Consider the following 14193-nt stretch of genomic DNA (forward strand, 5'->3'; position numbering starts at 1 on the left):
ACTTTCTACATCTGTTGATTTTCAGCCGGTTCGCATCTCGCAATAAAAGGTGAAGCAAATAAAGTAACCCCGAGCAGAATTGCACCTACAACAAACGTTTGAGGTCCTGATAATCCAATTGCTGTGGATAATAATAATACAAAAAATACGATTGGAAATGTAACTAACATAGCAATAATTAGTTTTGACATCTGTTGCACTAAATGGACTTTGCCACAATTACTACAAGTAATCGGACTGTACCCTTTTAATAGTGATTTTGTAATTTCTTTTCTCGTAATTTCGTGCCCACAACTTTCACATTTTTGTTGAGCCATTGTTAAGCCTCCTTACACAAGCTATTCTCTATGAAATACGTATAATAACTACTCATAGTTTACCATTAAAAGCAAAACTTTATAACTAAGAAGCAAACTTGCTTAATCACAAACGAAAAAGTGAGTCTATTTGCTTTCCTATATTGTACTATATTTTAAAGATACATATAGTGACAATATAAGTAAAACTATGAATTGCAATATAGACGAACAACTGACCTACTGCAAACATATAAAAACCACTTGCGTAACGACAAAAGAATAGTCATTTTACAAGTGGTTAACATTTTACCCTTACTTTTCAAAAGTTAAATCATAAGATCACTTATGTTATTTTCCTTTTCCATAGCTAAACTTGAAGACCTGAGCGCGCATCCATTTGGATCCCTAAGAAAAATAAAACTTCTGTCTCGTTAAGCTCTAAATAAAATAGTAAGAGAGTAGAGTTAAAGAAAACCCTACTCTCTTATATTTCAAATTTTTATTAGACCTTTGAAGTGGAAGAATTATTACTAACTAGTTGAACAGCTTGCTGATATTCTTCTTTCATTTCACGAACAACTTCTGCAATCGGTTGAACGTTCTTAATGGCTCCAACCCCTTGTCCAGCTGACCATACATCCTTCCATGCTTTTGCTTCGTTTTCATGATGATCAGCGTGAGCTACATCTATTTTATCTGGTCTTTTTAAATTATCTAAATCAAGACCTGCTTTTTGTAAACAAGGAATAAGGAAGTTTGCATTAACTCCGCTAATTGCATCGGTATAAAGAATATCATCTACATCAGAGTCTACTAACATTTCCTTTAGGCCTAACTAATTTTAACGAGTTGCTTACCGAGGTTATCACCTCTAAATAATCCTAGAAATGCATCTGGTGCATTCTCTAAACCTTCAACGATATTTTCTTTATATTTAATTTTGCCTTCACTTAACCATTTCGCTAAATCACTAACGCCTTCTCTATATTGATCTGCATAGTCTGAAACGATAAATCCTTTTAGCAGAACACTTCGCTTTAAGAAATTCCCTAAGAAACGCGGACCCATTTCAATTTGTGTATCATTGTAATGTGCAATTTGACCACAAAGTGCGATACGAGCGTGAAAATTTAATAGTGAGAATACAGCATCTGAGATTTCCCCGCCTACGTTATCAAAGTACACATCAATTCCATTCGGGCATGCTTCTTTTAATGCTTTGCGAATGTTATCTGTCGTTTTATAGTTAATAGTCGCATCAAAACCTAGTTCCTCTGTTAAATACGCATTTTTTTCATCAGAACCAGCAATACCAACAACACGACACCCTTTGATCTTAGCAATTTGACCTACGATCATACCAACGGCACCAGCTGCACCTGAAACGACAACGGTTTCCCCTTCTTTAGGTTGACCAATATTAAGTAATCCAAAATACGCTGTTAAACCTGGCATTCCAGTTACGTAAAGAGCAGTCGTAATTGGTGCTCGATTAGGGTCTATTTTTCGAATTTCATTTCCATCAATAGCCGTATAGTCTGCCCAATCCAGAAGCCCAGTTACCGTATCACCTGGATTAAATTTAGGATGCTTCGACTCAATAACAGTACCAACTACTCCACCTTGCAGAGGTTTGTTTAGCTCAAAAGGTGCTGTATATGATTTTGCATCACTCATCTTTCCTCGCATATATGGATCTACCGATAAATATTGAGCCTTTACGAGAACTTCATTCGGTTCTAATGAAGGAATTTCAGTTTCTACAAAACTATAAGTTGAGTTATCTGGTAATCCATTTGGTCGTTGCGCTAGTAAAATTTGTCTATTTTTACTTACCACGTTCTCACCTCTTTTTTGAAATAATAATACATAGTTTTTACCTATCCTTTTACTATTCTATATTTCTTTGAAAAATCCTTTAAAATATCATTATTTTTTTAGAATTTTCCAATAAAATATGGTTCAATAGAGGTATCAAGAATTATTCGAGAAGAATATTTCCTATATCTCTTTCAATAATGCTAGAAATACTTAAGTTTACATACTCTTTAGAAGTGGTTACAAACATTAGATTGGGGGAATTTAAGATGACATTAGATCCGCAAGCCAAATTCTTTTTAGACCAACTGGCTGCTGCAAAAACTCCACCTGTAAATGAACTTTCCGTGAAAGATAATCGCGTAAATGCACAAAAATTTAAATTTTTAGGTGGTATGCCTGAACAAGTCTCTAGAGTAGAAAATACTACTGTTACTGTTGACGGTGAGGAAATTAACATTCGTATTTATACACCTGAAGGCGAAGGTCCATTCCCTGTCTTCATTTATTTTCATGGTGGCGGATGGGTTATTGGCGATTTAGAAGTCGTTGATCCACCACTTCGAGCTGTGACAAACCGCGCGCAAGCCATTGTCGTTTCTGTTGATTATCGGCTCGCCCCTGAACATCGCTTTCCTATAGCAACTGAAGATTGTTATGCGGCTACTAAATGGGTAGCTGAAAATATTACCCGTTATAACGGTGACCCAAGTCGGATTGCTGTTGGTGGGGATAGTGCAGGTGGAAATTTAGCTGCTGTCGTAACATTAATGGCAAAAGAGCGTGGTGGCCCGTCTATCTCTTATCAGGTACTCATTTATCCAGCTACTGACTTTGCTAATGATACATCATCCCACCGTGAAAATGGGGAAGGATACTTTTTAACCAAAGGGGCAATAGACTGGTTCGGCGCTCAATATATAACGGAGAGTGAAAAGAAATTACCTTACGCTTCTCCGCTTCTAGCAAAAGATTTAACTGGCTTACCTCCTGCTTTAGTGATTACAGCACAGTATGACCCGCTAAGAGATGAAGGTGAAGCCTATGCTAACCGACTTAAAGAGTCCGGCATTCAAGTTGAAGTCACAAGGTATCGTGGGATGATCCACGGTTTCTTCTGGATGGCAGGCATTATAGATCAAGGAAAACATGCGATTGATCAGATTGGTAGTGCTTTAAAGAAAGCTCTTTCTTCTTGATATCGTAAGAACTAGTTAACTTTCTTAGATTATCAGATGTTACGCCAAGCAATTTCTCTTCAGAAATATTCCATTATTGTTTTTCTAAAATACATTAGTTTTATTCCGAATATATATTATTGTATATATAACTTTAAAAAATCATAGAATTGAGGGGTAAAATGACCGAACGTACTTTAAGTGAGATCCCGACGCTAGAAACGGAAAACTACTTCCTTCGAGGAATGACTAATGAAGACGTTACTGACTTATTTGCATTTATGAGTAACTCCGAAACGATGAAGTTTATAACGCCACACCCCGTAAAATCAGAACAAGAGCTCCAGGCAACCATTGAAACAAGCCTTGAGAATTTTAGAGAAGAAAAAGAAATTCCTTGGGTAATCATTCACAAACAAAGTGATGAAATCGTTGGAATGTTTCGCTTTCATAAGTTAAACTTGTGGCATAAGAAAACGGAGATGGGTGTTGTTATTCGGAGAGACTTCCAAAGGCGCGGTGTGATGTCAGAAATACTAGCAAGTGTGCTCCCATATGGCTTCAATACAATAGGATTAAACCGCATCGTTGGGGACATCTTTGCCAAAAATAAAGGCTCTGAAAAATTACTAATGAATTATGGATTTAAAAGAGAAGGTACATTAAGACAAACCGATTTCGACGGGACTCAATACCATGACACGGTCGTATTCTCTTTGTTAAAGTCTGAATTCACTTCAAGACAAACGTCTGTTTAATGTACATAATAAAAAGTGGTACCTGGCACCCATAATACCTGGTGCCAGGTACTTTTTACACATTTCACATATGCGATTATTGGTTTTCTAACAGATTTAATAATAAATCAGGTCGATCTGTGATAATACCATCTGCCCCTTGATCTAGCAGCAGTTTCATCGTTTCTTCATCATTGATTGTCCAGTAATGAACTTCCATTCCTTTTCGATGCGCTGCTTTAATCAATCTGGAGCTCGTTAAGTCAAAGATGCTTTCTTCTGTTGGAATTTGTACGGCATCTACATTCGGTCTATAGAGTCCGTTCAAAAACAACTTATTAAAAACTACAAAGTTAGTAATCTCTTCTCGGCCTCCACTTATTGCTACTCTTCCATCTGCCAACTCATCGAACGCTTCAATAATCGAGTGATCAAATGAGGCAATTAATACACGTTCCTCAAGCTCATACCGTTGAAGAAGTTCCCATAACAATTCGCTCATTACCTGATGAGTACTTGGTGGATTTGTTGCTTTCAATTCGATAACCATCTTCATTTCAGAAAAGTTGTCAAAAATTTCTTCTACTGTAGGTATCGTTATCCCTTTTCCTCTAAAACTGTATTCACCATCTAGGTCTTGGAAGTAATATCCTGCATCAAGCTGTTGAATTTCTTCTAAAGTGAGTTCAGCCACACTCCCCTCACCATCCGTTGTACGATCAACCGTTGAATCGTGAATAGCAACAAGTTGTTCATCTTTCGTAATATGGACATCGAACTCGATGACGTCCACACCTAATTGCCTAGCCTGTTCAAATGCCACGATTGTATTAGAAGGCGCCAAATGCTCTCCACCTTGATGTGCAATCACCATTGGTCGATCACTTTCGAAAAATGGCTTCGCTGCTCGTTCTTGTACAGGTAAAAAATTAAGAATCATCCACACACCTATGATTACTACAATAATTGTAATCATTACAGATAACCAACGTCGCTTCTTCTGTTGATTTGTTGCTATATTCGCCATTCGTCTCTTCCTCTCATATATAATTACTATTATGAATTCTCCTCTAGTTGTTTCTTCCCCTTTAATTTCTTTATTAAGATAATATTAATTAATTATTCATGTTTAGTTCGCCACATAAAAAAATACGCAGCACGATTTGCGCTACGTAAAAAATCATTATCATTTTACTGTCTTTACAATAAACGAACTGACTTCGTTTTCATCTTCCATCTTTTCTTCACTAAAAATGGTGTTTGTTTGCGGGTCAAAAACGACAGCTTTAAAACATTTTTCTTGCTCATTATAAAAGAGTTCAACTGCATCGCCAAAATCTTCAGGAGGTCTACTAATATTAAAGGTCTCGCTTTCCACCTTACCGCTTTTGACATTGGCAATTTTGTCCTTCATCGCTTCTTTTAGTTCTTCCTTATTCATATAGTTCTCCTTTCCAAAGTACAGCTTTTAATTGTTATTATCAATCTGTAATGCTATTCTATTCAAGCTTTTCAAGAACAGAGTAAAAGAGCATCTACATTAAAGATGCTCTTTCACTCAAAGATTTTATATTTTCTCGATGTCTACGCGTCCAGAGAAAAATGTTGCTCCCCCACCCATGTCTGCTACTCGATCGGGTGCGAGTGAATTAACGAAATATTTTTTTCCAGGCAAGTCAGCCCATAATCCCTGACTAACGACTACACCTGGTAAAACATTTTCTCCAACTGCTGCAATCAGTTCGCATTCGCCGCGATCATTCCAAACTCGAACAGTATCGCCATCTTCAATGGAGCGTTTTTCTGCATCTTTGCTATTCAAATGCAGTCGTGGATATTTTTCTAAGGAAATATGCTTTTCATTGTTGGAAAACGTTGAATTTAAAAAGTTATGATTCGGTGCTGGAATAAATAAAAATGGCAAATCACCATCATTTACAATTGGCGTATACGTTGGCAGTCCTGGATATCCATCTCGTTCCATTTGTTCGGAATACAGTTCAATTTTCCCACTTGGTGTTGGAAGATTATTTAATAAATTAATTCTTCTATCTGCCTTTACATATTGTTTTTCAATAAGTAATTCATAGTTGATGTCCTTTACGTACGGATTATCTACATCGTCAATTGACTGACGAATTAATTGTTCATCTGTATCCTTGAATGCTTCCTCTTGAAAACCAAAAGCCTTAGCGAATAATCGAAACACATCAGGATTTGATTTACTTTCCCCGTACGGTGCGATAACAGGCTGCTGGATTTGCATATAATGGTGCCAATATGACGTATAAAAATCTGTATTCTCAAACGAAGAAGTCGCTGGTAATACAATATCTGCATACATCGCCGTCTCTGTTAAAAACAAGTCATGAACAATTAAAAATAAATCATCTCTTGCCAACCCTTGACGAACTTTATTCCCTTCTGGTGTAACTACTGCAGGATTACTGTTATAAACATACATTGAACGAATTGGTTGGTTCGTCTCCAATAATGCTTGCCCGATCAAGTTCATATTAATAACACGAGCGTTTTTATTCTGTCTTAGTTCAGGGCGTTGGAGAGCTCTAACATTGTGATTTAAAAAGGCACCATTTCCTTTAATTGCACCGCCGCCTCTTATCACCCATTGTCCAGTTAAGGCAGGCAGACACGCGATTGTCCGGACCGCCATTCCGCCGTTATCATGATGCTGTAATCCGTTTCCGATCCGTATAAACGAAGGTGACGCGTGACCATACATTCGTGCAAGTTTATATATATCCTCAACAGGAACTCCCGTAATATTGGATACCGTGTTGGGATCGTACTGTTCTACGTGATTTCCTAATTCTTTGTATCCTACTGTATACTGTTTTAAAAAATCATGATCGGTCATGTTCTCAGCAAACAAAATGTGCATAATTCCAAGCGCCAGTGCCCCGTCGGTACCAGGTAAAATGGGAATGAACCAGTCTGCTAAGCGCCCTGTTTGATTTTTATGCACATCTATTACGAAGATTTTCGCTCCATTTTTTCTTGCCTTCTGTGCGAGTGCCACTTGATGCATATTCGTACTAACAGCATTGACACCCCAGAAAATAAATAATTTCGTATCGATCGTCTCCTCAGGATCAGTCCCGAAGCTACCACCCATTGTATAACTATACCCTTTGGAACCAGCTGCCGAACAAATCGTTTGATCCTGAATACTTACACCTAATCGATTGAAAAAGCGGCGGTCCATTCCTTCCGCACTAATTCTTCCCATGTTTCCATAAAACCCATAAGGAAGAATGCTTTCAGGGCCTTCACTATCAATCAGATGAGTCCAGCGATCCTTAATTGCTTTAATTGCCTCTTCCCAGCTAATTCGTTCAAACTTCCCTTCCCCTTTACGACCTACTCGCTTTAGAGGATACTCTAATCGTTTCGGGTCATAAATTCGGTCGGTCATATGACGAACTTTGTTACAAATGTTTCCTTGTGTCACTGGATGATCGGGATCACCAGCAACTTTAATAATTTTTCCGTCTTTTTTATGCAGCAGAAGACCACATTGATCAGGACAGTCAAGTGGACATACTGCTGGAAAAACACCATTTTGCTCTTTTGTGTAGGCCATATAAATATCCCTTTCATCTCATTAATCTATTTTTTATACCTAGTTTTATAAGAAAATCATATTCAAGTAAAATAAAGACATAATAGTAGAGTACCATTTTTTTTTCACTATCGCATCTAATTCATATGGAAATAGTTTAGATTATCGAAATAAAATTTTTTGTCTATAGATATGGTATATAATTTTCCTTCTAGCTCTATACCAAATTTAGGATATAATTGAAATGTAATTTTCATGATTATAAGTTCAATGTTTGGACAAATGAGAAGTTTCAATCGGCATATACGGATGTACTAACAGACGATTTTAATCAATTAATTATCGATCATCTAGTTTCATTTTATATGATCACGAAAAACCGCAAAAAAAGACAAATGAGTCTCCTTAATTATAATAGAAAGCCAGTCCACCATAAGTATGGGTGAACTGGCTTATTTCGTTTTCTACCATTATCCTGTTTTTCGACTAGTATTCTGATTCACTTTTACTTCTTCTATTCGAGAAAGGACGTTATTTCTTTCTTTTAAAATCTTTAATGACTTGATCAAACAGGTCTGGATAATCTGTAAAAATCCCCGTCACTCCCCAGTCTAATGCTTTCCTCATATTTTCTTCTGTGTTCACAGTGTACGGGTGAATGTGTAAACCATTATTTCTAACGCGCTCAACATAATCTTGGTTAATATGATTTAAGTTTGGTCCCACCCCAATCGCATATTGTTTAATACTATCTAACTGCGCCTCCGCATCCTCTCCAAGTAAAGGTCTAGAAATAAGTTGAACAAGCGGAATATTTGGGTTCATTTCATTGATCATTAATAAGCTGTCTGGATGAAAGGATTGAATAATGACTTTGCTTGAACGACCATTTACACCTGTTAATTTGTAGGCATCCATTAACTCTAGTAACGTTTCTTCCATTCCAGGATATAGAGCTGGTGATTTTGTCTCAATATAATAATTTGTGCTCCTGCCGAACCGCTGAAAAATCTCTTCTAACGTCGGCACCTCAAGTCCAACATATTCTTCCTTGGCCTTCCCTGGGTTTCTAGTATTAAACCACGAACCGGCATCTAGAGATTTAATTTCTTCAATTGTTAAATCTTTTACCGCCCCTGTTCCATTGGTCGTCCGATTAACCGTTGTGTCATGCATGGCAATTAAAGTACCGTCTTTCGTCATTTGCAGATCAATTTCAATGTAATCTGCTTTCATTTTTAAACCGAGTTCGTATGCAAGCATCGTATGTTCAGGAGCATGTCCAGATGCTCCACGATGAGCAACGTTTACAATTTTTTGTTCTGGAGCTGGAAAACTTGACTGACTTGCCGCTAACGACTGACTAGGTCCAAATAACTGTGTGACCAAACCTAAACCTACAACTAACATTGCTGACCTTTTCAACCACTTTTTCATTTAAATCTCTCCCTTCATATTTACAAATTTACTATAAGAGAGAAGTATTAAGATAAATCCCTATTTCTGTAAAGATTAGTGAGAAGTAGTCAAATGAGAACATAGACTTAATCTACTATAATTAATTCTCCTTAGTATATACACTTTATTTGGATACTAGTCTGTATAAACGCGATATAAACACTCCTTTAATATCACGACTTAGGTATAGAATTTAAAGGCGCTCTACTCCTAGAATTCAAAATCTAATAATATTCTGTTATATTTTTTACGAAAATTAAGCTAATTTTACGAATTATTCAATTATATATAAAAAGATTTACCTATTAATAACATTTTTTCAATAAAAGATATAGGAACGTCTATCTAATTAATTATTCTGAAAATTGGGTCTTACGCTATTCGAAATACCTTTTTAGTTACTCTATCATTGACACATAGATGAGAAAAAGGAGGTAAGAATTAAATTTTATTTAGAAAAACGTAATAGAACAAATCTTTTATTAAAAAAAACGTAACAGGAAGGAGTTTTATGATGCATAACACACTCAAGAAATCTATTATCGGTTTCCTTACTCTTGTACTAGTCCTCTCTTCATTTAGCTTTAGTGCATTAGCAAATGGAAAAACTGAGGTTAATTCAAGTTCGGAACGTTTACTAGTCGTGTTCAAATCTGAAAATCTACCAAATAACGTAGAACAAATCATTTCAAATGCTGGTGGAGAAGTTACATATGAGGTTCCTCAAATTGGAGTTATTGAGGTTACAACAAATACACCTGCTACTTTCCTAAAAGAGATGATGAACAATCGTCATGTATTATCAATCGGTCCTTCTCAAGAAGTAACGCTTGATTTACCTGAATTTGAGGTTGTTAGTGAAGAAGCTGTTTCTACTGATCTTCCAATTAAAAACATTTGGGATTCTGGCTATCAGTGGGATATCGAGCAAGTAACGAATAACGGTGCTACCCATGATATGTACAGAGATGCTAGAAAAGATGTAGTCGTTGCTGTTATTGATAGTGGATTTGACTTTAACCATCCAGATCTAGCACACGTTGTTGACGAGGAGGGCTCAAAAACTTTCGTACCTAGTACTACTGACTCTTGGGATTTTAACAGTCACGGTACTCACGTAGCTGGAACAATTGGAGCAGACGGTAATATGAAAGGTGTAGCTCCAGGAGTAACATTACGTTCTTATCGCGTGTTTGGTGCAACAGGTGGCGCACAACAAATTTGGATTACTGATGCCATTATTGCAGCTGCTGACGATGGTGCTGATGTAATCAACATGAGCTTAGGTGGTACTCGTTTACTTGGTCAATGGTTCTACACAGATCCCGAGACTGGTGAAAAAATTCGCGGTGGAAACAGTGCTGCAGACTATGTTGCTTATAACCGTGCCATTCGCTATGCGGTAAACCAAGGAGCAACAGTTGTCTCTTCTGCTGGTAACTCTGCTCAAGATTTAAAGAGCCCTGCAAAAGTCGCAGATTGGCAGAATGCTAACCGAAATGACGGTTGGGAAGCGCGTGGTGCTGTATTCTTCGTACCAGCACAAATGCCTGGGGTAATTACAGTTTCCGCTACTGGTGGTGGCTTTGGAACGGAAGATCGTTTAGCTTTCTATTCTAACTATGGAAATGGCGCGATTGACTTAGGTGCACCTGGTGGAGATTTAGGACCTGATAGACTAGGTGGCAGTAAATTCTTAGTATTAAGTGCCGTTCCGACTTACATGGACTTTAACACCGGCCGTGGTCCAGAAGCTAAAGCTTTATTTGGTAACGGCTATGGTTGGAAGGGTGGTACTTCAATGGCTGCTCCTCAAGTTTCAGGTGTAGCAGCAGCGTACATCGCTCAACAGTTAGCAGTAACAGGTAAGAAACCTTCTCCAAACCAAGTACAAACTCGTCTTCAACAAACAGCAGTTGATGCTGGTAAAAGAGGATATGACGAGATTTATGGACATGGTATTGTAAATGCTGAACGTGCTTTATTAAACATTAGAAGATAATTACATTTAGTAAAAGAGGAAGGCGCATATCGTTGCCTTCCTCTTTTTATGGAATCATTAGTTAACTGATTCTTACATGAATACATATTACATGTTTCTATAATTATAATATCTCGTCTAATGTACACAATAATAATGCGAGTTCCATGATAGCTGGATGTAACTTAAATACTTAGCAATTATAAAACTGTTTAAGCTTCTTATTCTTATTAGAAATAGAAGTATATTTCTATTGGATGACACAGTTGAAAGGATACAAATATGATTACAGATATGCAATTGGTATTTCTTATTTTAATTATTACTACCATCTGCTTTCTAATTCCACGTTTTAGAGCAGATTTAGTTGCAATTAGTTCATTATTAGCTTTATTATTAACAGGTTTAATTGATGTGCCTGAAGCATTTGCTGGCTTTTCTAATAGCGTGGTCATCATGGTTGCGGCTTTATTTATTGTTGGCGCAGGTGTCTTTCAAAGTGGACTAGCTCAAAAGGCCGGAGATTTATTAGTAAAAAGTACTGGTAATAGTGAATTAAAACTAACCATTTTTATGCTTGCTTTAGTAGCTGTTTTGAGTGGCTTTATTAGTAATACGGGAACGGTTGCTATTCTCCTTCCTATTGTTGTTAGTTTATGTAGACAAATGCAACTTCACCCTGGAAAGCTTTTAATCCCTTTAGCTTTTGCTAGTAGTATGGGTGGAGCTTTAACGTTAATTGGAACAGCACCAAACTTAATTGCAAGTCAAAGCTTGCATGATGCTGGATATGGCGCACTTTCTTTTTTCTCGTTCACACCAATTGGCTTGATTATGCTTTTAGTAGGTATTTTATATTTATGGTTTATAGGTCGGAGGATGCTCGATAAACCTTTAGAAAATAAAGATGGAACATCAGGGAAGTTTGAAGCCACTGAGCTAATAAATCAATATGGGATTACAAATTCCATTTTTTCTGTAAACGTTTCCGAAGGAAGTAGCATCATAGGTAAAACGATCAAAGATCTTCGCTTACCAAGTACGTATCATATTACTGTTTTAGAATTAATAAAAGTAGGATCCCCTTCCCTATTAAACCTTACGGGGCGTGCACACTCTCAAAGAATAACGGTAGAACCCGGCTATATAGTAGAAGTTGGAGATACTTTTCTTTTATTTGGTGAAGAAGATGCAGTTGTAAAGCTATGTCATGAGACCGGATTGACTTTACATAAAGGAGAGCCCTATCAACTTGAGGAATCTCATTTGGCTGAAGTCATTTTAACGCCTCAATCGAGATTACTCAATCAGGCGATTAAGCAAGTTAATTTTAGAGAAAAGTATGGTTTAACAGTTTTAGCAATGAAGCATCAGTTTAGACCAGCCAAAAAGGCTACAGCTGATGAAAAATTGCTTTATGGAGATTCGATTCTTGTTCATGGAAAGTGGAAAGATATCAATCTTCTTTCCGCTGAAAAGAACGACACCGTTGTATTAAAATCGTCTGCCGAGGATACAGACCCAGTTTATACTACAAAGAAAAGCAGAATTGCAGGTATCATTCTTTTTGTCATGTTACTTGCAATGGTATTTGAATGGGTTCCTGCAGTCGTCGCAATTGTAGTCGCTGCCTTACTTATGGTTTTTACAGGATGTGTGAGACAAACTGATCAGGCGTACCAAGCTATTAACTGGCAAACCGTCATCCTAATTGCCTGTATGCTTCCGATGGCCACGGCATTAGAAAAAACAGGCGGTGTCACCTTTATGTCTGAAGGTCTCATCCAAAGTTTAGGAGAAATTGGACCTATTGCTGTCCTTGCAGGCCTATATGCCATTACTTCAGTGTTTAGTCAATTTATTAGTAACACCGCTACAGCGGTTTTATTATTTCCAGTTGCTATTTTAACTGCGGAACAATTAGGGGTTAGTCCATTTCCTATGGTAATGGCTGTTGCCTTTTCTTCGAGTATGGCATTTGCTACTCCTGTAGCTACGCCTCCTAATGCAATGGTTATGGCAGCTGGTAAGTATACATTTCTAGACTTCGTACGTGTAGGTATTCCATTACAATTCCTCATCGCCTTAATTGCAGTCTTGTTGCTGCCGTTCTTCTTTCCTTTTTAAATAAAAGGCAGAGTATAAAAGGAAGGTCTTCTATTAAAAATAACGTAACGTGACCTTCCTTTAGCACGTGTTAACCACTTTGTACGACCTTCACATCTGTAGCTTATTCATCTGATTTACATACTAAAAAAGCACAACCCGTTTGGATTGTGCTTTGTGCCTAGCGACGTCCCTTTAAACCTTGCTTTCCTACGGGGGTGTGTTCCATGAAGCCTAACCTTCGATGCATCTCGTGATGATTTACGAAAAAAAAGGTTTCCTCTCACAGGAGGACATGTTGTCTCACTTCGAATTTTTCACACGATGTTCCATCGGCCGATTCTTCGAAGGGGTTGCCTCATCGAGCCAAAGCTCTTCACCGCTTCAGCTTACTCATCCGTTTTCCATACTAAAAAAGCACAACCCATTTGGATTGTGCTTTGTGCCTAGCGACGTCCTACTCTCACAGGGGGAAGCCCCCAACTACCATTGGCGCTGAAGAGCTTAACTTCCGTGTTCGGCATGGGAACGGGTGTGACCTCTTCGCTATCGCCACTAGACTTCTAAAATTGTGATATGCTTCGTATGTCTTCGTTGACTGCGCTCACTGCGTTGCTCATGAACTTGTCACCTCGAACTACTTGCTTCTAACAATTTTATAGGATTTTGATAAATCCTTATTTAGTTGAGAGTGGTTCTCTCAAAACTGGATAATGGCTAGATGAATTCAACGCTTTATTATTGTCTAGCTTCAATGCCTAGATTTTTGTGTCGTTTCACTTCTTCAGTTGAAGTTACCACTTCGCCTTCTGAAGCGCAAGCGCCTGCAAATCTGACCAAGGCATTTCCGCCTTTCATATTTGGATAAGTCCTCGACCGATTAGTATCTCTCAGCTCCACGTGTCACCACGCTTCCACCCGAGACCTATCAACCTCATCATCTCTAAGGGGTCTTACTTACTTAACGTAATGGGAAATCTCATCTTGAGGGGGGCTTCACGCTTAGATGCTTTCAGCGCTTATCCCGTCCACA

General features: G+C 37.7%; 11 protein-coding genes and 2 rRNA genes. 4 read left to right on the plus strand and 9 right to left on the minus strand.

What is annotated here, in order from left to right; translation table 11 throughout:
- Nucleotides 1-5: 5 nt before the first annotated feature.
- The 3 genes from ACNSTQ_RS15820 to ACNSTQ_RS15830 all read right to left on the minus strand — a co-directional run bounded on the left by ACNSTQ_RS15820 (nt 6) and on the right by ACNSTQ_RS15830 (nt 2138).
- Entirely contained in the window at nt 6-317 is a 312-nt protein-coding gene (locus tag ACNSTQ_RS15820; protein WP_418200789.1) for a TIGR04104 family putative zinc finger protein, read from the minus strand.
- Nucleotides 318-801: 484 nt separating this feature from the next.
- Entirely contained in the window at nt 802-1119 is a 318-nt protein-coding gene (locus tag ACNSTQ_RS15825; RefSeq protein WP_418200790.1) for a hypothetical protein, read from the minus strand.
- 11 nt (nt 1120-1130) lie between these two features.
- Entirely contained in the window at nt 1131-2138 is a 1008-nt protein-coding gene (locus ACNSTQ_RS15830) for an NADP-dependent oxidoreductase (protein ID WP_418200791.1), read from the minus strand.
- Nucleotides 2139-2386: 248 nt separating this feature from the next.
- Between ACNSTQ_RS15830 and ACNSTQ_RS15835 the strand changes: the two genes are divergently transcribed.
- Together ACNSTQ_RS15835 and ACNSTQ_RS15840 are read left to right on the plus strand one after the other, a co-directional pair.
- On the plus strand, nt 2387-3316 hold the full coding sequence (locus ACNSTQ_RS15835) for an alpha/beta hydrolase (protein ID WP_418200792.1): 930 nt from the start codon (nt 2387-2389) through the stop codon (nt 3314-3316).
- A gap of 161 nt (nt 3317-3477) precedes the next feature.
- The gene (locus ACNSTQ_RS15840; RefSeq protein WP_418200793.1) at nt 3478-4053 is read left to right on the plus strand and encodes a GNAT family N-acetyltransferase; all 576 of its coding nucleotides are present in this window, start codon (nt 3478-3480) and stop codon (nt 4051-4053) included.
- 76 nt (nt 4054-4129) lie between these two features.
- Here ACNSTQ_RS15840 and ACNSTQ_RS15845 read toward each other — a convergent pair whose 3' ends face one another.
- From ACNSTQ_RS15845 to ACNSTQ_RS15860, 4 genes are all read right to left on the minus strand, one after another.
- Nucleotides 4130-5059, minus strand: a complete 930-nt coding sequence (locus ACNSTQ_RS15845) for a glycerophosphodiester phosphodiesterase (RefSeq protein ID WP_418200794.1) — start codon at nt 5057-5059, stop codon at nt 4130-4132.
- Between the two features lie 159 nt (nt 5060-5218).
- Entirely contained in the window at nt 5219-5473 is a 255-nt protein-coding gene (locus ACNSTQ_RS15850; protein ID WP_418200795.1) for a hypothetical protein, read from the minus strand.
- A 126-nt stretch (nt 5474-5599) separates the two neighbouring features.
- Nucleotides 5600-7636 (minus strand): molybdopterin oxidoreductase family protein, encoded by a 2037-nt coding sequence (locus tag ACNSTQ_RS15855; RefSeq protein ID WP_418200796.1) that lies wholly within the window; start codon nt 7634-7636, stop codon nt 5600-5602.
- A 510-nt stretch (nt 7637-8146) separates the two neighbouring features.
- Nucleotides 8147-9052, minus strand: a complete 906-nt coding sequence (locus ACNSTQ_RS15860) for a glycerophosphodiester phosphodiesterase (protein ID WP_418200797.1) — start codon at nt 9050-9052, stop codon at nt 8147-8149.
- 532 nt (nt 9053-9584) lie between these two features.
- Between ACNSTQ_RS15860 and ACNSTQ_RS15865 the strand changes: the two genes are divergently transcribed.
- Both ACNSTQ_RS15865 and ACNSTQ_RS15870 read left to right on the plus strand, forming a co-directional pair.
- Nucleotides 9585-11075: a S8 family serine peptidase gene (locus ACNSTQ_RS15865; RefSeq protein ID WP_418200798.1), complete on the plus strand. Its 1491-nt coding sequence runs from the start codon at nt 9585-9587 to the stop codon at nt 11073-11075.
- A 261-nt stretch (nt 11076-11336) separates the two neighbouring features.
- Nucleotides 11337-13181: an SLC13 family permease gene (locus ACNSTQ_RS15870; RefSeq protein ID WP_418200799.1), complete on the plus strand. Its 1845-nt coding sequence runs from the start codon at nt 11337-11339 to the stop codon at nt 13179-13181.
- Between the two features lie 423 nt (nt 13182-13604).
- Here ACNSTQ_RS15870 and rrf read toward each other — a convergent pair.
- Nucleotides 13605-13720, minus strand: a 5S ribosomal RNA gene (gene rrf, locus ACNSTQ_RS15875).
- 300 nt (nt 13721-14020) lie between these two features.
- Nucleotides 14021-14193 (minus strand): 23S ribosomal RNA (locus ACNSTQ_RS15880); the annotation flags it as partial.

Origin of the sequence: Alkalihalobacterium sp. APHAB7 (genome assembly GCF_048323755.1) — a bacterium.
Classification (GTDB): Bacteria; Bacillota; Bacilli; order Bacillales; family Bacillaceae_F; genus Alkalihalobacterium.